At 72.4% G+C, this 18,070-nt stretch carries 17 protein-coding genes; 12 read left to right on the top strand and 5 right to left on the bottom strand.

What is annotated here, in order from left to right:
- The first annotated feature begins 142 nt into the window (after positions 1-142).
- From ftsY to QFW80_RS15840, 4 genes are all read left to right on the top strand, one after another.
- Entirely contained in the window at positions 143-1,636 is a 1,494-nt protein-coding gene (ftsY, locus tag QFW80_RS15855) for a signal recognition particle-docking protein FtsY (RefSeq protein WP_280602937.1), read from the top strand.
- On the top strand, positions 1,633-2,934 hold the full coding sequence (locus QFW80_RS15850; RefSeq protein WP_280602936.1) for an AsmA family protein: 1,302 nt from the start codon (positions 1,633-1,635) through the stop codon (positions 2,932-2,934). The genes ftsY and QFW80_RS15850 overlap by 4 nt, the downstream gene beginning before the upstream one ends.
- Positions 2,931-3,998 (top strand): A/G-specific adenine glycosylase, encoded by a 1,068-nt coding sequence (gene mutY, locus QFW80_RS15845; protein WP_280602935.1) that lies wholly within the window; start codon positions 2,931-2,933, stop codon positions 3,996-3,998. Before QFW80_RS15850 ends, mutY begins: the two co-directional genes overlap by 4 nt.
- Before the next feature lie 158 nt (positions 3,999-4,156).
- Complete coding sequence (locus tag QFW80_RS15840) at positions 4,157-4,435, top strand: oxidative damage protection protein (RefSeq protein ID WP_280602934.1); 279 nt, start codon at positions 4,157-4,159, stop codon at positions 4,433-4,435.
- 405 nt (positions 4,436-4,840) lie between these two features.
- Here the strand turns inward: QFW80_RS15840 and QFW80_RS15835 are convergent, their stop codons facing one another.
- Positions 4,841-5,299 carry a DUF6491 family protein gene (locus tag QFW80_RS15835; protein ID WP_280602933.1) on the bottom strand — a complete coding sequence of 153 codons (459 nt, stop codon included), beginning with the start codon at positions 5,297-5,299 and terminating at the stop codon, positions 4,841-4,843.
- Positions 5,300-5,454: 155 nt separating this feature from the next.
- On the opposite strand from QFW80_RS15835, the gene QFW80_RS15830 reads away from it, so the two are divergent.
- Positions 5,455-6,831, top strand: a complete 1,377-nt coding sequence (locus tag QFW80_RS15830; RefSeq protein WP_280602932.1) for an FAD/NAD(P)-binding protein — start codon at positions 5,455-5,457, stop codon at positions 6,829-6,831.
- Between the two features lie 72 nt (positions 6,832-6,903).
- Here QFW80_RS15830 and QFW80_RS15825 read toward each other — a convergent pair whose 3' ends face one another.
- Together QFW80_RS15825 and QFW80_RS15820 are read right to left on the bottom strand one after the other, a co-directional pair.
- The gene (locus QFW80_RS15825; RefSeq protein ID WP_280602931.1) at positions 6,904-7,113 is read right to left on the bottom strand and encodes a hypothetical protein; all 210 of its coding nucleotides are present in this window, start codon (positions 7,111-7,113) and stop codon (positions 6,904-6,906) included.
- Positions 7,114-7,530: 417 nt separating this feature from the next.
- Complete coding sequence (locus QFW80_RS15820; protein ID WP_280602930.1) at positions 7,531-8,112, bottom strand: protein tyrosine phosphatase family protein; 582 nt, start codon at positions 8,110-8,112, stop codon at positions 7,531-7,533.
- 267 nt (positions 8,113-8,379) lie between these two features.
- Between QFW80_RS15820 and QFW80_RS15815 the strand changes: the two genes are divergently transcribed.
- From QFW80_RS15815 to QFW80_RS15785, 7 genes are all read left to right on the top strand, one after another.
- Positions 8,380-8,862 (top strand): hypothetical protein, encoded by a 483-nt coding sequence (locus QFW80_RS15815; RefSeq protein WP_280602929.1) that lies wholly within the window; start codon positions 8,380-8,382, stop codon positions 8,860-8,862.
- Positions 8,863-8,897: 35 nt separating this feature from the next.
- Positions 8,898-9,692: a molybdate ABC transporter substrate-binding protein gene (modA, locus tag QFW80_RS15810; RefSeq protein ID WP_425603600.1), complete on the top strand. Its 795-nt coding sequence runs from the start codon at positions 8,898-8,900 to the stop codon at positions 9,690-9,692.
- 12 nt (positions 9,693-9,704) lie between these two features.
- A complete protein-coding gene (modB, locus tag QFW80_RS15805) occupies positions 9,705-10,391 on the top strand; it encodes a molybdate ABC transporter permease subunit (RefSeq protein ID WP_280602927.1) in 687 nt (228 codons plus the stop codon).
- Positions 10,391-11,011, top strand: coding sequence for an ATP-binding cassette domain-containing protein (locus QFW80_RS15800; protein WP_280602926.1), 621 nt, complete (start codon positions 10,391-10,393; stop codon positions 11,009-11,011). The genes modB and QFW80_RS15800 overlap by 1 nt, the downstream gene beginning before the upstream one ends.
- Positions 11,012-11,047: 36 nt before the next feature.
- Complete coding sequence (locus tag QFW80_RS15795) at positions 11,048-11,626, top strand: flavin reductase family protein (protein ID WP_280602925.1); 579 nt, start codon at positions 11,048-11,050, stop codon at positions 11,624-11,626.
- Positions 11,627-11,639: 13 nt separating this feature from the next.
- On the top strand, positions 11,640-13,595 hold the full coding sequence (locus tag QFW80_RS15790; protein WP_280602924.1) for an acetyl-CoA hydrolase/transferase C-terminal domain-containing protein: 1,956 nt from the start codon (positions 11,640-11,642) through the stop codon (positions 13,593-13,595).
- Between the two features lie 73 nt (positions 13,596-13,668).
- On the top strand, positions 13,669-13,986 hold the full coding sequence (locus QFW80_RS15785; RefSeq protein WP_280602923.1) for a BolA family protein: 318 nt from the start codon (positions 13,669-13,671) through the stop codon (positions 13,984-13,986).
- Between the two features lie 537 nt (positions 13,987-14,523).
- Here the strand turns inward: QFW80_RS15785 and tkt are convergent.
- Both tkt and QFW80_RS15775 read right to left on the bottom strand, forming a co-directional pair.
- Complete coding sequence (gene tkt, locus QFW80_RS15780) at positions 14,524-16,512, bottom strand: transketolase (protein WP_280602922.1); 1,989 nt, start codon at positions 16,510-16,512, stop codon at positions 14,524-14,526.
- Positions 16,513-16,656: 144 nt separating this feature from the next.
- Positions 16,657-17,973, bottom strand: a complete 1,317-nt coding sequence (locus QFW80_RS15775) for a dicarboxylate/amino acid:cation symporter (protein ID WP_280602921.1) — start codon at positions 17,971-17,973, stop codon at positions 16,657-16,659.
- Positions 17,974-18,070 lie beyond the last annotated feature (97 nt).

Below are 18,070 nucleotides of genomic sequence, written 5' to 3'. Positions count from 1 at the left end.
TCGGACCTGCGGGCGGTGGAAACATGCGATAGAACCGCATCCGGACGCGCCTGCACAAGGGTCCGCAGTCACGGGTCGCCCCGTGCCCCGGTGGTAGCATGTCCGGCCTTCGGACCTCCCCCACCGGTCCGCGCGTCGTCCGATGATCCGACTGTTTGGCCGCAAGAAGCCCGCCTCCGACGCCGCCGGCGAGCGGGAGGACGGACGCGCCCCGGAGCGCAAGGGCGGCTACAGCATCGAGGAACTGGCTGAGGCGTTCCCCGATGCCGCGCGCGCCGAACCCGCGCCGTCCGCCGACGCTCCGCGACCTGCGCCCGCCAGCGAACCGTCCGACACCACGCCCGCCACTCCGGCGGCTCCGGAGGCGTCTGCGTCCGAAACGCACGCCCGAACCACCGTTCCCGACGCGCCTGCCGCGCCTGCGCCTGCTTCCGCGCCATCGGTACCCGTGGCAGCGCCTGCAGCACTGCCCTCGCCTGCGCCCGTCCACGCGCCCGCAGTACCGGGGCAGCGTGACGCGGCCGCACCCGCATCGAATGCGTCGCCCGCGTCCACTTCCGGACGGGGGCCCGCCGCGCCTGCCACGGTTGCGCCGCCAACGTCCTCGCCCGCAGCCACCGCCGCGGCGCCGGCACCCGCACCTGTCACGGCGCCACCGTCGATTCCCGCGGCCGATGCGGTGGACGGTTCCGGCAGTCAGGCGGCGCCTGCCGCGGAAGGCAGGCGCGGCTGGCGCGAGCGCCTGCGCGGCAGCGCGCTCACACGCGGGCTCGGCGGCCTGTTCTCGCGCAATCCGAAACTCGACGACGACCTGCTCGACGAGATCGAGAGCGCCCTGCTCACCGCCGACGTCGGCGTCACCGCCACCACGCAGCTGGTCGAGGACCTGCGCAAGCGGATGAAGGCGCGCGAATTCGCCGACGCGAACGCCCTGCTCGCGGCGCTGCGCGCAGACCTGGTCGCGATGCTGCGCCCGATCGCCATCCCGCTGCGGGTCGACGCGGGCGCGAAGCCCTTCGTGATCCTGACCGTCGGCGTGAACGGCGTCGGCAAGACCACCACCATCGGCAAGCTCGCGCGGCGCTTCAAGGACGAGGGCCACGCGCTGATGCTGGCCGCCGGCGACACCTTCCGCGCCGCCGCCGTGGCGCAGCTGCAGGCCTGGGGCGAACGCAACGGCGTGGCGGTGATCGCGCAGGGCCAGGACGCCGACCCCGCCTCGGTCGCGTTCGACGCGCTGCAGGCGGCGAAGTCGCGCGGCACCGGCGTGCTGATCGCCGACACCGCCGGCCGCCTGCACACGCAGCAGGGCCTGATGGCCGAGCTGGGCAAGATCCGGCGCGTGCTCGGCAAGCTCGACCCGTCCGCGCCGCACGAAGTGCTGATGGTGATCGACGGCACCACCGGCCAGAACGCGCTGTCGCAGCTGCGCCAGTTCAATGCCGCGGTGAAGGTCACCGGACTGGTGGTGACCAAGCTCGACGGCACCGCCAAGGGCGGCGTGGTGTTCGCGCTGGCGCGCGAGTTCGGCATCCCGATCCGCTTCGCCGGCATCGGCGAGCGCCCGGAGGACCTGCGCGTGTTCGACGCCGAGGCTTTCGTCGACGCGCTGCTGCCCGAACGCCTCGGCGGGTGAACGCCGGCCGCGCGCAGTCCGCGACGCCGCGGGCGCGCCGGCGCTGGGCGCGGATCGCGATCGTGCTGTGCGCGGTGCCGGTCGCGCTGGCGCTGCTGCTGTGGCTCGTGCTCTGGCTGGCGTTCCCGCCCGAACGCATCGTGCCCCTGGTGCTTGCGCGCGTCGGCACGTCGATGGGGCTGGAGATCAGCGCCGAGGGCGATGCCGCCTCCCGCTTCGGTGCGCGGCCGACGTTCGTGGTGCGCCACCTGGTCGCGCGCGAACCCGGCGCTGCCCGCCCGCTGCTGCGGGCGCGCCGGGTGCTCGTGGCGCTGCCCTGGCGCACCATCCGCGCGCTCGGTGATCCGCTCGAACTCGTACGCGTGGAACTCGACGGCGCGGTGCTCGATCTTCCGGCGCTGCAGCACTGGCTCTCGACGCGCCCACCGGGCGATGGCCGCCTTCCGCTCATCCGCGACGGGCTGCAGGTGACCGGCGGCCGCGTCGACGGCGACGGCTGGCGCGTGGACGCATTGCGGCTGGCGCTTCCGCGGCTGGATCCCGGACGGCCGCTGCAGGCGCAGGTGTCCGGACGCTATGTCGATGCCGCGCGGCGCGCGCCGTTCGCGCTCGCCGCGAGCCTCGTGCGGCCGGCGAGCGGACACGGCTTCGCGCTGGCTGGCCCGGTCGCGCCGCAGGGCGACGGCTGGCAGGTGCCGGCCTGGATCCTGCTGTCCGGCGCGCTGCACTGGGAGGATGGACTGCGGCTGCTGCCCGCGCGCTTCGGCGCGCGCGGACGCCTGCTCGCCGGCGACACCGTCGCGCCGTTCTCCCTGGGCCTGCACGGCCCGCTGCGCTTGCATGCCGATGCCTGGACCCTGGTGCCGGCGGGCATCGCCCTGCGCGGCGACGGCCTGGTGCCGACGCTGGATGCGCGCGGCCGCATCGCCTACGGGCGACGACTGCTGTTCGAGGTCGACGGGCGGATCGCGACCTGGCCGTCGGCCTGGCCGACGCTGCCGCCGCCGCTCGGCGCGTCGCGCGCGCCGCTGGCGCTCTCGCTCGCCTACCGCGGCGCGCCGGACCTGTCGGCGCCGCTGTCGCTGCAGGCGACGCGCGACGACCTGCGTTTCGATGGCCGCCTCGACGTGCCCGCGCTGATCGACTGGGCCACGGCCCCGACGCGCGATTCGCCGCTGCCGCCGCTGCAGGGGCGGCTGCAGGCGGCGCGCATCGATATCTCGGGCGCCGAACTCGAAGGCGTGGTGCTCGAGTTCGAAGACGACCCTGCCCCCGCCGCCACTGCGCCTGCCCCATGACCGGACCCGCAGACCGCTTCGCCACGCAGCTGCTGCAGTGGTTCGACGTCTCCGGGCGGCACGACCTGCCCTGGCAGCACCCGCGCTCGCCCTACCGGGTGTGGCTGTCGGAGATCATGCTGCAGCAGACCCAGGTACGCGTGGTGCTGCCCTACTTCGAACGCTTCGTCGCCGCCCTGCCGGACGTGCGCGCGCTGGCCGCGGCACCGCTGGACGAGGTGCTCGCGCTGTGGTCCGGGCTCGGCTACTACGCGCGCGCCCGCAACCTGCACGCCGCCGCGCGGCAGTGCGTGGAGCATCACGACGGCGAGCTGCCGCACGACTTCGATGCCCTGCTCGCACTGCCCGGCATCGGCCGCAGCACCGCCGGCGCGATCCTGTCGCAGGCATGGGGCGACCGGGTGGCGATCCTCGACGGCAACGTCAAGCGCGTGCTGTGCCGCGTGCACGCGGTGGACGGCTGGCCGGGCACGCCGGCGGTCGAGAAGCGGCTGTGGACGCTCGCCGAGGCGCACCTGGCCGGCGTCCCCGAAGGCCGCATGGCCGACTACACCCAGGCGCAGATGGATTTCGGCGCGACCCTGTGCACCCGGCACGATCCGGCCTGCGTGCCGTGTCCGCTACAGCACGACTGTGCCGCGCTGCGCGCCGGGCGCGTCGGCGAGCTGCCCACGCCACGTCCCGGCAAGCCGCTGCCCGAACGCGAAGCGCTGGCGCTGCTGCTGCACGACGGCGCCGGACGCGTGCTGCTGCTGCGCAGGCCGCCCACCGGCATCTGGGCGGCGCTGTGGTCGCTGCCCGAGCATGCCGACGCAGTGCAGGCGCGCGAGTGGTTCCAGCGACACGTGGGCGGCGGATACGAGGCGGCCGACGCGCTCGACCCGATCACGCATGCATTCACCCACTACCGGCTCACGCTGCGTCCGCTGGCCTGGTGCGACGTGTCGTTGGCCGCCGCGGTGCGCGACGATGCCGACCTGCGCTGGGTCGCGCGCGCCGAGCTGCCGGCGCTGGGGATTCCGGCGCCGGTGCGCACCCTGCTCGAGCGGATCCTGCAGCAATAGCCGCGTCGGAAAGCACCTGGCGCCTGCGCATGCCCCGCGGCGGAGCCGGCAGCATCGACCGGATCCAGAGCGTGCTCGCGTACACGGCGCGCGGCCGGCGAGTGCCGCTGGCCGCATCGCTTCTACAATGGGCTCCCGTTCAACCGGAAACGCAGGCCATGTCACGCACCGTCTTCTGCCAGTATGAACAACGTGACGCCGAAGGGCTGGACTTCGTGCCGTGGCCCGGCGAACTGGGCAAGCGCGTGTTCGAACACGTCGGCAAGCCGGGCTGGGCGGCCTGGCTGGCGCACCAGACCATGCTGATCAACGAGAACCGGCTCTCGCCGCTCGATCCGCAGCATCGCGCCTTCCTCGAGGGCGAGATGCAGAAGTTCCTGTTCGGCGGTGGGGCCGAAAAACCCGCAGGCTACGTGCCGCACGACGGCGAGTCCTGAGCCGCTCCACGCGTGCGTGGACGGCCGGCGACGCACGCGCGCTCCTCCTGGCCCGGGTAAGCGAAGCGCACCCGGGGCTTCTACCACCGTCCTGGGATACCCTCGGGAGTCGCAGACGAACGCGTGCGATGAACCCGGATGCGGCCTTTGGCCTTATCCGGGCTACGCGAGCCAGTCCGTAGCCCGGGTAAGCGAAGCGCACCCGGGGTTCTCGATCTCCGTCCCGAGACACACTCGAAAGTCGCAGCCGACAGCTCGCGGCGACCCCGGATGCGGCCTCCGGCCTTATCCGGGCTACGCGAAGCCAGTCCGTAGCCCGGGTAAGCGAAGCGCACCCGGGGCCCTCCACCACTGTCCCGGGATACCCTCGGGAGCAACGCTCGGCGATGCCGCGAACAGCGCGCATCAGGGCGTCGCTTCGGCTCCCTCGCGCTGCTGCACGCGCGCCTCGCGCAGCTCGCGTTCGGACGCGCGTAGCGCCTTGACGTCGAGCGGGCGGATCTGGGCGATGTGGCAGGGAATGCGGATGCCGCCGCCGCTGCCCACGATGACCTTGTCGAACCGCGCGTGCACCCGGTTCATCTGGCTGGTCAGCCCGATGGTCGGGGTGAACGCGAGATCCTGGCAGGGGCCGCTCAATTCCAGCAGCCATGCTTCGGACGGACGCGTCCACACTGCGAGCGCACGGTCGCCGAGCGGGGTCCAGCCGTTGAGGCTGCCGAAATAGCTGAAGGCGCTCACCGGCTCGCCGGCGTGGGTCTGGTAGAGCGCGAGCCGCTCGGCGTCACGCAGGCCGGTGTCGGTGGCGCAGCCCGCCAGCAGCAGCGTCGCCAGCAGGGTGGCAATGATCGGTCGGGCTGTCATCGTCGTCGCTCCGTGTGGCCGTCGGATGGCCCGCATGATGCGCCTGCCACGGCCCCATCCGGGCGACCACAGCCGGATGGTTCAGCGACCGGTCGGCGTCCGCGGCGGCGGAGCGGATGCGACAATGCCGGCCATGTGCCCGCCTGTCCGCCTGCATGACGCCAGATCCCGGTCCCGATGAGGACATGTTCGATGCGGTGATCGTCGGCGGCGGCGCGGCGGGCGTGCTGGTCGCGATCCGCTTGCTGATGCAGGGCGTAGCCGGTGCGCGGATCGCGATCGTCGAGCCCGACGCGGAGCTGGCCCGCGGCGCGGCCTACGCGACCCGGCAGCCGGAGCACCTGCTCAACGTCGTCGCCGCGCGCATGAGCGCGATCGCGGAGCAGCCCGACCACTTCCTGCAATTCCTCGAACGCGCCGGCGCCGGCTCGGCCGACGAACTCGCACCCCGGTTCATGCCGCGCCGCGACTACGCGCGCTACCTGCGCGACACGCTGTCGTCGCTGGCGTCTGGCGAGGCCATCGTCCATGTGCGCGCGCATGCGGTCGACATCGAGCGCAGCGGACGTGGCTATCGCGTACACCTCGATGCGGGCGCACCACTGGCCGCCCCGCATGTCGTGCTCGCCGTCGGCAACGCACCGCGCCCGCTGCCGGCGTACCTGCTGCACCCTGGCGTACGCATCGCCGAGGCCTGGGACGACTCCGCGGTGGCGACCGTTCCCCCGGATGCCGACGTATGCATCCTCGGCTCCGGGCTGAGCATGGTCGATGCCGTACTCACGCTCGCCGCCGCAGGACATCGCGGCCGCGTCCTGGTGCTGTCGCGGCACGGCCTCGCCCCGCTTCCGCACGCGGCGCCGGGGCCGCACGCCGACGCGGGCGTGGACGAGTGGCTGCCGCTGGGCGTGCGCGCACGCTGGCAGCTGCTGCGCCAGCGCATCGACACGGCGGTGGCCGCGGGAGAGCCGTGGCAGTGGAGCCTGGACCGGCTGCGTCCGCACGGGCAGCGGCTCTGGCGCTCGCTGGATGCCGTCGAGCGCCGACGCTTCCTGCGCCATGCCGTGCGCTACTGGGACATCCACCGCCACCGCATCGCGCCCGAGGTCGCCGCCACGCTCGAGGTTCTGCGCGCCGATGGCCGGCTGGAGATCGCCGCCGGACGCCTGCGCGCCGTCACCGCGGATCCCGCCGGCGGCAGCTGCGTCCACTTCAAGCCCCGCCACGCGGGGCGCGAGCATATGCGCCACGCCGACTGGATCGTCAACGCGACCGGGGTGGAAACCAATATCGATCTGCGTCCCGGCACGCTGCTGCAGGCGCTGCGCGCGCGCGGCACGGTGCTGCCCGGGCCGCTCGGCATCGGGATCGCGAGCACGGCCGATGGGCAGGTGGTGGATGCCCGCGGTCGCCCCGATCCGCACCTGCACGTGATCGGCGCGCTGCGCATCGGCGAGCTGTGGGAAAGCATCGCGATCCCCGAGCTGCGCGAACAGGCACGCGGGATAGCGGCCGCCATCCATCCGGGTTGAGCAGCGGAATCCGCCGCGAGGGTGGAACCTGGCCTGGGATCGCGCAGGCACGCCGCGTCGACGCGAGCGCCTTCAGCCGCAGGTGCCGAGGATCAGGCGGACGTCGCCGGCCACGGGGACGCGGACGCCGGTAGGGCATCCGGTCTCGGCGTAGCGCCGCTCGGCCAGCGCATGCGCGCGTTCGATCGCCTGCAGCTTGGTCACGCACACCAGGCAGGTGCCGCCGCTGCGCACCAGCCAGCCGTCGCCGGCAGCCTCGATCTCGATCAGTTCGCGAACCATGCACGGACACCCAGGGAAGACAGGTGCCCCGGCACGACCGGCGATCCTGTCGGTCGCGACCGGCATCCGTGCAGCGTCGTTCCATCGTCCTCGCGCGCTGCCGGGGCAGACACAGCGTGCCCGCGACCGACCGCGGCCACCATCGGACGGCGACGCCCGCGCGTGTAGGAAAAGTCCGACATGCGCATCAATGGGCCTGTCCCGCTGCGCGGACGCCGGCTTGAACGTCCTGCGCTGCGTCGTGATGCCGCGATCGGGTGTCGTTGCGGCGGTCGCATTCGGGCGGCTCGGCCAGCGCCCGCCACGATCGGGTCATGTCGTCGGCGCTTCCATCGACCGGTGCGGCGCCCGGGATCCGGCCGGCCTCCGCCACGCGCGAGGCCGAGCGCGCAGCGACCAGCCGCGCGGACGACGCGCTCAGTCGGCCTGCGCGTCCGCCGGCAGACCGAGCCGTTCCCGCACCCGCGCTTCCAGGGCCGGACTGGCCAGCCCGGCGGCACGACCGAAGGCCAGCGCATCCGCGGGCGACATGCCGCCCGCGCGGGCCGCACCCAGGGCGAGCAGCGCGCCGGCCCGGTTGGCCGTGGCGCAGTGCACCAGCACCGTGCCCGGTGCGTCGTGCACGAGCCTCCACAGGCGATCCGCATTGGCGTCCGTGAGGCCGTCCGCGCCGGCCACCGGAATCGCGTGGTAGGCGAGCCCGGCTTCGCCGACTTCCGCCGCCAGGTCCCGATTCGGCACCTCCGTCCCGGGCCTGAGATTGATCACGGCCACCACGCCCTCGTCCGCCAGCGCGCGCCATGCGGCGGCGTCGGGCTGGCCGGCGGTCAGCAGTCCCGGCCGCGGCGTCCGCAGCCCCGGGACCGCCGGCCCGGACGCCATCGACAGGCGCGACACCTCGGCGGGTTCATGCGCCGATGCCGCGCCACCGGCCAGCAGGGCGGCGGCGAGCAGCCCGAGGGCGCACCCGACACGGTGCCGAACGATCCGACCACGCATGGCAGTTCTCCCGGGATTGCTTCCCACACTCTACGCCTGCTTCGACCGCACGTCGCGACGTCCGGCCGGAGCCCGCGGCCTCGCTGCGTCCACGGGGACGCATCGCGAACGGGCGGCCGCAGCGACACCACGAAGCGCTCCGGCGAGGCCGCGCCCTGCCTCTGCGCCGTGACGTCGACCGCTATAGTGCCGCCCATCGCTCCCACGCCCGCCTGCCGCATGGATCGACCTGTCCATCCGCCCCGACGCCTGCCGGCGGTCGCTTGCGTGGCCGTGTCCCTGCTGGCGGCCGTGGCGCACGCACAGTCGCAGGATCCAGCGCTGCGCGCCTCGCTGCCGCGGCCGGGAGAGATCGCTTCACCGGTCTCGGTCCCGCTCGATGCGGACGTCATGGCCGCGCTGCCGCGCGAGCCCGTGGCGGCGCGGGTGGACGGCACCACGCTGCGATGCGAAGGCGTCCCGCTGATGGCGCTGCTGCGCGCCACCGGCGCCGTTCCGGAAGGGCCGCTCGCAGGTGCGCACCTGCTGCGCTACGTGCTGGCGGACGCGCGCGACGGCAGCCGGGCGCTGTTCTCGCTGGCCGAACTCGATCCGGGCACCGGCGGACGCGCCGCCTACGTGGTGGATCGCTGCGACGGCAGGGCACTGGACCCGGATACCGGGCCACTGCGCCTGCCGGTGCCCGGCGACGCCCTTGCGGTGCGCGGCGTGCGCCAGCTCGATGCGATCACCGTGGTGTTGGCGCCATGAGCCGGCGCGACGAGGCGCGCGCGCCGGTCGCGGCCATGGTCCGGGCGTTGCTCGCCGCGTCCCTGCTGTGCGCGACGCTCGCCGCCTGCGGCCGCGACGCCGGACCCGCCGCGGTCGCCGGGGCGCCGTCCCCGCCGCTGCTGGTGTTCGCAGCCGCCAGCCTCGCCGGGGCGATGGACGCGGCCGCTGCCGCATTCGAAGACCACAGCGGGCAGGCGGTGCGGGTGTCGTATGCCGGCAGTTCCGCACTGGCGCGGCAGATCGACCAGCGCGCGCCCGCGGACGTGTTCGTGTCCGCCGACCGCGAGTGGATGGACTGGCTGCAGGCACGGGCACTGGTCGATCCGGCCACGCGCGTGGACCTGCTCGGCAACACGCTGGTGCTGGTCGCGCCCGGCGGAAGCGGTGCGCAGGCGCTGGAGCTCACGCGACGCGTCGACCTGCAGCCGCTGCTCGGCGAAGACGGCCGGCTCGCACTGGCGTTGACCGACAGCGTCCCGGCCGGGAAGTACGCCCGCGCCGGCTTCGAATCACTGGGGCTCTGGAAGACGCTGCAGCCGCGTGTGACCGAGACCGAGAACGTGCGCGCGGCGCTGCTGCTGGTCGCCCGCGGCGAAGCGCCGCTGGGCGTGGTCTACGCGAGCGACGCGCGCGCCGAACCGCGGGTGAAGGTGCTCGCGACCTTTCCCGCCGGCAGTCATCCGGACATCGCCTACCCCGTGGCCCGCATCCGTGCCAGCGCGCATCCGCAGGCACAGGCCTTCATCGACTGGCTGCAGTCGCCCGAGGCCGGCGCCATCTTCCGCCGTCATGGCTTCGTCCTGCGCTGAGGCCGGCCGCACGTGTTCACGCCCGAGGAAACCACCGCGATCGCGCTCAGCCTGAAGGTGGCGGTGGCCGCTTCGCTTGCCAGCCTGCCGCCCGGAATCGCGGTGGCGTGGCTGCTGGCGCGGCGCCGCTTCTTCGGCAAGTCGCTGCTCGATGCACTGGTGCACCTGCCGCTGGTGCTGCCGCCCGTGGTGGTGGGCTACGCGCTGCTGGTGGCCCTGGGCCACAACGGCGCCATCGGGCGCGTGCTGGCGGACCATTTCGGCATCTCGCTCGCGTTCCGCTGGACCGGCGCGGCGCTGGCGAGCGCGATCATGGGCTTCCCGCTGATGGTGCGTGCGATCCGGCTGTCGATCGAGGCGGTGGACCGGCGCCTGGAACAGGCCGCCGCCACCCTGGGGGCCTCGCCGCTGCGGGTGTTCTTCACGGTCACGGTGCCGCTGGCCTGGCCGGGCATCGTGGCCGGCGGCGTGCTGGCGTTCGCCAAGGCGCTGGGCGAGTTCGGCGCCACGATCACCTTCGTGTCCAGCATCCCGGGCGAGACGCGCACGCTGTCGTCGGCCATCTATGGCCTGATGCAGGCGCCCGGCGGCGAAGGCGGCATCTGGCGGCTGGCGCTGGTGGCGCTGGCGATCTCGCTGGCCGCGCTGATGGCCTCGGAATGGCTGGTGCGGCGCCAGCGACGCGAGGCGCGCGACTGATGCTGGACATCGACATCCAGCTGCGGCTCGGCCGGTTCGAACGCGAGGTGCGGATCGTCGAGGACGCGCGCGTGCTCGCGCTGACCGGGCCTTCCGGCGCCGGCAAGACCTCGGTGCTCAACGCCATCGCCGGGCTGGCGCGGCCGGCCCGTGGCCGGATCGCCATCGACGAACGCGTCCTGTTCGACAGCGCGGCGCGCATCGACGTGCCGACGCATCGCCGCCGCATCGGCTACGTGTTCCAGGAGCCGCGCCTGTTCCCCGACCGCGACGTGCGCGCGAACCTGAGCTACGGCCGCCACGGCGCGCGCGCCGGATCGACCGCGTTCGAACTCGACCCGGTGGTCGCGCTGCTCGGCATCGGCCACCTGCTGGCTCGGAGGCCGGAGCATCTGTCCGGCGGCGAGGCGCAACGGGTGGCGATCGGGCGCGCGCTGCTGTCGCAGCCGGCGATCCTGCTGTTCGACGAGCCGCTGTCCGCGCTCGACCAGGCGCGGCGCGAGGAGCTGATTCCCTGGCTGCAGAAGGTGCGCGACGAGGTGCGCCTGCCGATGGTCTACGTCAGCCACACCCAGGACGACGTGCGCCGCCTGGCCGACGCCGTCCACGTGCTGGCATGACACCACGTTCGCACGCCGGCCTGCATGCTGGCGCACGTGAGCCGCGTCGAATCCACCCTTCCGTCCGTCCGCAAGCGCCCGTTCCCGGTCGAGCGCACGCGACGCTTCCTCGAACCCGGCCCGGTGCTGCTGCTGTGCGCTCAGTGGAAGGACGAGCGCGCGATCATGACCCTGGGCTGGCACATGATGCTGGGCTACGACCTGGTCGGCACCTACCTCTGGGACGCGAACCACAGCCATGCGCTGGCGCGGCGCAGCCGCGAGTGCACGCTGAACCTGCCTACCGAGCCGCTGCTCGATGCGGTGGTCGGCATCGGCAACTGCTCCAGCCGCGAGGTGGACAAGTTCGAACGGTTCGGGCTGCGCGCGGTCCCGTCGCGACAGGTGGCGGCGCCCGGCATCGCGCAGTGCCATGCCACCTTCGAGTGCGCGCTGCACGAGACCCGCATCACGCGCGACTACCCGCTGTTCGTCTGGCGCGTGCTGCGGGCGCGCGCGGCGACGACGCCGGCGCATCCGCGCACGATCCACTACCGCGGCGAAGGCCGGTTCATGGTGTCCGGACGGGAAGTCTCGCGCCGGCGCCTGTTCCGCCCCGAGATGCTCGAGCAGTGAGGGGAGCGTGCCGATGACGCTGCGGTTCGAAGACCTCGACACGGCGGTCGCCGCGATGCTGGCCCGGCTCCCGCCCGCGCTGCACATCGGCGCGCCGCTGGGGCTGGGCAAACCGCACCGGCTGCTCAACGCCCTGTACGCCCGCGTGGCCGCCGACCCCGCGCGGCCGATGACGCTCTACACCGCGCTCTCGCTCGACCCGCCGCCCGCGCCGCCCGGGCTGGCGCGCCGGTTCATGGGCCCGTTCGCCGAGCGCCAGTTCGGCGCGGACTTCCCGCGCCTGGCCTACGTGGAGGCGCTGCGTCGAGACGCCCTGCCGGCGCACGTGTCGGTGGAGGAGTTCTACCTGCAGTCCGGCGCGATGCTCGGCTCGGCGCAGGCGCAGCGGCGCTACGCCAGCCTCAACTACACCCATGTCGCTCGGGCGCTGGCCGACCGCGGCGTCAACTGCATCGTGCAGAAGGTGGCGGCGAATGCCGACGCGACGCGGCTGTCGCTGTCGTCCAACACCGACCTGACCTTCGACGCGGTCGACGCGATCGTCGCCGCCGGCCACCCGCGCCCGCTGCTGGTGGCCGAGATCGACCCGCACCTGCCGTGGCTGGACGGCACGGCGGTGGTGGACGCGGACTGGTTCGACCTGGTGATCGCGCCGCCGGCGCCGCACCCGAAGCTGTTCGCGCTGCCGCGCCAGCCGGTGGGCGATGCCCAACACGCGATCGGCCTGTACGCGAGCGCGCTGGTGCGCGACGGCGGCACGCTGCAGATCGGCATCGGCGCACTGGCCGACGCGCTGTGCCACGCGCTCGCGCTGCGGCACACCGACAACGCCGCCTACCGGCGCGTGCTGCACGCGCTCGATCCCACGCTGCAAGCGCATCCGGCCGTACGCGCGAGCGGCGGGCTGGAGCCGTTCGGGCAGGGGCTGTACGGCTGCAGCGAAATGATCAACGAGGGCTTCCGCCGCCTGGTGGACGCGGGCGTCCTGCGGCGCAAGGTGGTGGACAAGGCGCCGCTGATGCGGCGCGTGAACGACGGCAGCGCCAGCCCGCTCGACCTCGACCTGCTCGACCGTGACGGCCAGTTCCTGCACGGCGCGTTCTATCTTGGTTCGCAGGACTTTTACGACTGGCTGCACGGCCTGGACGACGCCACCCGCCGCGGCATCGGCATGAAGCGCGTGAGCGAGGTGAACGAGCTCTACGGTCTGGACGAAGGCCTGGAACGCCTGCAGCGTCGCGACGGCCGCTTCTTCAATACCTGCATGATGGCGACCGCGCTTGGTGCCGCGGTCTCCGATGGGCTGGAGGACGGCCGCGTGGTGTCGGGCGTCGGCGGCCAGTACAACTTCGTGGCGATGGCGCACGCGCTGCCCGGCGGCCGCTCGGCCCTGTTTCTGCGCGCGACCCGCGAAAGCGGCGGCAAGGCGGAGTCGAACATCCGCTGGAACTACGGCCACACCACCATCCCGCGCCATCTGCGCGATCTGTACATCACCGAGTACGGCATCGCCGACCTGCGCGGCCAGCCCGACGAGGACTGCGTGATCGCGATGGCGGGGATCACCGATGCCCGGTTCGCGCCCGCGCTGCTCGATACCGCGCGACGCGAACGCAAGCTGCGCGGCGACTTCGCGATGCCAGCGGAGTGGTCGGCCCATACCCGCGAGCGCCTCGCGGAGACGCTGGCGCCGTTCCGGCGCGACGGCACCCTGCCCGACTATCCGCTCGGCAGCGATTTCACCGAGGTCGAGCAGCGCCTCGTGCGTGCACTGGCGTGGCTGCAGGCGCGTACGGGATCGCGCCGCGGCAAGCTGGCCACGGTCGCTGCCGCGCTCGCGCACGGCGGTGGTCCCGGCGACGACGAGGCCCTGGCCCGCATGGATCTGGCAGCCCCTCGCGGCATCGGCGAACGCATCGAGGCGCGCCTGCTGCGCCTCGCCCTGGCCCGCACGCAGGCCAGCGGCTGAATGCAACGCAGTGGTGCGCCATCGCGGCGCACCGGCAGGGCGTCCGGCGGCGGCACGGAGGTATCATCGACCCATGTCCACGAAAGCCGACCGCCTCCGCGAGGCCCTGCAGGCCTTGTCGCCCGCGCACCTCGACGTGCTCGACGAAAGCCACATGCACAGCCGGGGGCTGGAGACGCACTACAAGGCGGTGATCGTCAGCGATGCATTCGACGGCCGCCGCCCGGTGCAGCGCCACCAGGCGGTCTACCGCACGCTCGGGCCGCTCATGCAGGAGATCCACGCCCTCGCCCTGCACACCTACACGCCCGGCGAATGGGCGCAGGCGGGCGGCGCGCCGGACTCGCCGACCTGTCGCGGCGGCAGCAAGCACGATCGCGCGAATTCCTGAGGTCGCGCGGCAGATCTTCTTCCGACGGTCGGTTACCGACGCCGCGTCACGATGGGTGGGTCTTGAGGCTCATAGGACGTTCCGAGCCTTCGGAGGGACACCGTGTCCTGCCGCCCGGGACTCGCTCTTCGCTCGGTCAGGGCTCCTGCCCTGACTCGCGCGCAAAACATCCATGTTTTGCTTGCCGCGAATCCCGGGCGGCAGGACACGGTTCATGCCCGAGTCTGGCGACACGACTTCGCTGCGTTCATGTCACGTCGCGCGGCCGTCTGTCAGAACCGCGTCCCGGAGGCCGTCCCGGCAAGAAGAATTGCCGCTGCACCGCCGACTGCGAAAGTGGCCGCAAGGCGGATAACGCGCGTGCGATGAGCCGCGGCCCGGCGACATGGATGTCCTGCGCGCGAGTCGGGGCAGGAGCCCCGACCGAGCGGAAAGCGATTCCCGGTCGCCAGGCCGTGGCGGGCGTCCGGAGGCTCGCCACTGCGCGCGGAGAGCGACGCCGCCTCGACAACGATCGCGCCGACAGACGACAGCTCGCTACAGCGCTTTCGCCGTCTCCACCACCGCATCGACGGTGATGCCGAAGTGCTTGTACAGCTCGCCCGCCGGTGCGCTGGCGCCGAAGCTGTCGATGCCGACCACCGCGCCGTCCAGGCCCACGTACTGGCGCCAGAAGCCGGTGACGCCCGCCTCCACCGCCACGCGCCTGCGCACCGACGTCGGCAGCACCGACTCGCGGTAGGCCGCATCCTGCCGCTCGAACACGTTGGTCGAGGGCATCGACACCACGCGCACCTTGTCGCCGAGCACGTCGGCCGCCTGGGTGGCGAGTTCGACCTCCGACCCGGTCGCGATCAGGATGATCTCCGGCGTGCCGTTCGAATCGCGCAGCACGTAGCCGCCGCGCGCGATGTCCGCCACCTGCTGCTCCGAGCGCGGCTGGTGCTGCAGGTTCTGGCGCGAGAACACCAGGCAGGCCGGGCCGTCCATGCGCTGGATCGCGGCCTTCCACGCAACCGCCGATTCGACCGCGTCGCAGGGGCGCCACACGTCGTTGTTGGGGATGTAACGCAGCGAGGCCAGGTGCTCGATGGGCTGGTGGGTCGGACCATCCTCGCCCAGCCCGATCGAATCGTGGGTGTAGACGTGGATCGCGTGCGAGCGCATCAGCGCGCTCATGCGCACGGCGTTGCGCGCGTAGTCGCTGAACACCAGGAAGGTGGCGTCGTAGGGGATGAAGCCGCCGTGCATCGACAGCGCGTTGGCGATCGCGGTCATGCCGAACTCGCGCACGCCGTAGTTGATGTAGTTGGCGTTGGGCGTGCCGCCGGTGACCGGCTGGCTGCCCTTCCACAGTGTGAGGTTGGAGTGCGCCAGGTCGGCCGAGCCGCCGATCAGCTCCGGCAGCAGCGGCGCGTAGGCCTCGATCGCCATCTGCGACGCCTTGCGCGAGGCCACGACCGGGCCCTCGGCCTGCAGCTTCGCGATGTAGGCATCGGCCGCCGCGGCGAAGTCGGCCGGCAGTTCGCTGCGCAGGCGACGCTGCAGCTCCTCGGCCTCGGCCGGATTCTGCGCGGCGTAACGCTCGAACAGCGCGTTCCATTCCGCTTCGAGCTCGGCACCCTTCGCGTTCGCGCGCCAGGCCCCGGCGATCGCCTCGGGCACCTCGAACGGGCCATGGCTCCAGCCCAGCGCCTTGCGCGTGGCCTCGACCTCGTCCTTGCCCAGCGGCGCGCCGTGCGAGGATTCCTTGCCCGCCTTGGCCGGCGAGCCGAAGCCGATCGTGGTGCGGCAGCAGACCAGGGTCGGCCTGTCGCCGTGCTTGAGCGCGGTCTCGATCGCGGTGCGGATCTCCTGCGGATCGTGGCCGTCCACGCCGCGGATCACGCGCCAGCCGTAGGCCTCGAATCGCGCCGGCGTGTCGTCGGTGAACCAGCCCTTGACCTCGCCGTCGATCGAGATGCCGTTGTCGTCCCAGAACGCGACCAGCTTGCCCAGGCCCCAGGTGCCGGCCAGCGACGCGGCCTCGTGCGAGACGCCTTCCATCAGGCAGCCGTCGCCCATGAACACCCAGGTGCGGTGGTCGACCACGTCCAGGCCCGGCTTGTTGTAGCGCTGCGCCAGCAGCTTCTCCGCGAGCGCGAAACCCACCGCATTGGCGAACCCCTGCCCCAGCGGACCGGTGGTGGTCTCGATGCCGGGCGTCATGAAGTTCTCGGGGTGGCCCGGGGTCTTCGACTCCAGCTGGCGGAAGCGCTTGATCTCGTCGATCGACAGGTCGTAGCCGGCCAGGTGCAGCAGCGCGTACTGCAGCATCGAGCCGTGGCCGTTGGACAGGATGAAGCGGTCGCGGTTGGCCCACTTCGGGTTGTCCGGGCTGTGCCGCAGGAAATCGTTCCACAGCACCTCGGCGATGTCGGCCATGCCCATGGGCATGCCGGGGTGGCCGGATTTGGCCGCCTCGACGCCGTCGATGGCGAGGAAACGGATGGCGTTGGCGAGGTCTCTGCGGCTGGGCTGGGTCATGGGCGGGATGGATGCGCTGCGGGGAATGCCCACGAACCGGGGCGCGGCCATTGTCCCATGTCCCGCCGGACATGTGGCGGGCGGACGCGGATTCGACGTGCTTTCGGCCGCAACCGATACCGCTGCAACCGTGTCGCGGACTCGCTACGCGGCCGCGAGATCGACCTCCGAGTCGCGCTCGCCCTTCGACACCAGCGCCGCGATGCCCAGGTCGCCGGTGACGTTGACCGTGGTCCGGCACATGTCGAGGAAGTGGTTCACGCCCAGCACCAGGCCGATGCCCTCCGGCGGCACGCCGACCATCGCGCAGATCAGGGCCACCACCGGCAGCGAACCCGAAGGCACGCCCGCGGTACCGATGCCGCCGAGGATGCACACCAGCATCACCATGACCTGCTGGCCGAGCGTGAGGTCGACGTTGAAGAACTGGGCCAGGAAGATCACCGTCACGCCCTCGAACAGCGCGGTGCCGTTCTGGTTGGCGGTGGCGCCGATGGTCAGCACGAAGCGCGAGACCTTCTTCGGCAGCTTGAGGTTCTCGTCGGCCACCTTCAGCGCGGTCGGCAGGGTGGCGTTGCTCGACGCGGTGGAGAACGCCATCAGCATGGCTTCCTGCACGCCCTTGAAGAACGCCAGCGGCGACCAGCCGCCGATCGCGCGCAGCGCCAGCGAATAGGTCACCAGCATGTGGATCGCGAGCGCGCCGACCACGACCAGCACGTACGCGCCCAGGCGCAGCAGCAGGTCCCAGCCGAACAGCACCGCGAGGTTGAACATGAAGCAGAACACCGCATAGGGCGCCAGCCGGATCACCAGGCCGATCAGCGTCATGGAGATCTGGAACAGGCCCTCGATGCCGCGCTTGAGCACCGAGGTCTGCGCGGTCTGGGTCAGCACCAGGCCGATCCCGAACATCAGCGCGAAGAACATCAGCGCGATGATGTTGGCGTTGTTGGACGCCGCGCCGATCACGTTCTGCGGCACGATCGACAGCAGCATCTCCATGCCCTTGGGCTGGGTGGCGCTGTCGCGCACGATCGCCTCGGTGCGCTCGGCGCCTTCGGCCAGCAGCTGCTGCGCCAGCGCGGGATCGACCCCGGTGCCGGGATGGAACACGTTGACCATCACCAAGCCCAGCAGCACCGCCAGGCCCGACAGCACGATGGTGTAGGCCAGCGTGCGCCAGCCGATGCGCCCGAGCGAGCCGACGTCGCCCATCTCCGACACGCCCACCACGAGCGCCGAGAACAGCAGCGGCACGATCAGCATGAAGATCAGGCTCAGGAACAGCTGCGAGAACGGCGTGGTCACGTATTGCGTGAGCGCCCCGACCCACGGCGCATCCGCGCCGATGCCGTAGTGCACGAACAGTCCGAGCAGCAGGCCGACGCCGAAGCCGATCGCGATCTTCCAGTGCAGGGGCATGCGCGTCTTGGCCGCAGGCGTGGACGGTTCGCTCATCGGCTCGGTCTCGGTTGCAACGAATGGGGCAGCTTAGCAAACCGCGCCCGCCGGCCCTCCGCCGCGCCAGCGCCGCACCGGCATGCGGGCCAGGCGC

The organism is Luteimonas rhizosphaericola (assembly GCF_029888045.1).
GTDB lineage: Bacteria > Pseudomonadota > Gammaproteobacteria > Xanthomonadales > Xanthomonadaceae > Luteimonas > Luteimonas rhizosphaericola.
The sequence above is the reverse complement of the archived record's forward strand: the minus strand, read 5'-3'. Positions and strand labels throughout refer to the sequence as shown.

Coding starts and splice junctions, on each gene's coding strand:
- QFW80_RS15840 (WP_280602934.1), top strand. CDS start 4,157: ATGTCACGCACCGTCTTCTGCCAGTATGAACAACGTGACGCCGAAGGG.
- QFW80_RS15830 (WP_280602932.1), top strand. CDS start 5,455: ATGACGCCAGATCCCGGTCCCGATGAGGACATGTTCGATGCGGTGATC.
- QFW80_RS15775 (WP_280602921.1), bottom strand. CDS start 17,973: ATGAGCGAACCGTCCACGCCTGCGGCCAAGACGCGCATGCCCCTGCAC.
- modA (WP_425603600.1), top strand. CDS start 8,898: ATGGTCCGGGCGTTGCTCGCCGCGTCCCTGCTGTGCGCGACGCTCGCC.
- QFW80_RS15835 (WP_280602933.1), bottom strand. CDS start 5,299: ATGACAGCCCGACCGATCATTGCCACCCTGCTGGCGACGCTGCTGCTG.
- QFW80_RS15825 (WP_280602931.1), bottom strand. CDS start 7,113: ATGGTTCGCGAACTGATCGAGATCGAGGCTGCCGGCGACGGCTGGCTG.
- QFW80_RS15785 (WP_280602923.1), top strand. CDS start 13,669: ATGTCCACGAAAGCCGACCGCCTCCGCGAGGCCCTGCAGGCCTTGTCG.
- QFW80_RS15800 (WP_280602926.1), top strand. CDS start 10,391: ATGCTGGACATCGACATCCAGCTGCGGCTCGGCCGGTTCGAACGCGAG.
- mutY (WP_280602935.1), top strand. CDS start 2,931: ATGACCGGACCCGCAGACCGCTTCGCCACGCAGCTGCTGCAGTGGTTC.
- tkt (WP_280602922.1), bottom strand. CDS start 16,512: ATGACCCAGCCCAGCCGCAGAGACCTCGCCAACGCCATCCGTTTCCTC.
- QFW80_RS15790 (WP_280602924.1), top strand. CDS start 11,640: ATGACGCTGCGGTTCGAAGACCTCGACACGGCGGTCGCCGCGATGCTG.
- ftsY (WP_280602937.1), top strand. CDS start 143: ATGATCCGACTGTTTGGCCGCAAGAAGCCCGCCTCCGACGCCGCCGGC.
- QFW80_RS15820 (WP_280602930.1), bottom strand. CDS start 8,112: ATGCGTGGTCGGATCGTTCGGCACCGTGTCGGGTGCGCCCTCGGGCTG.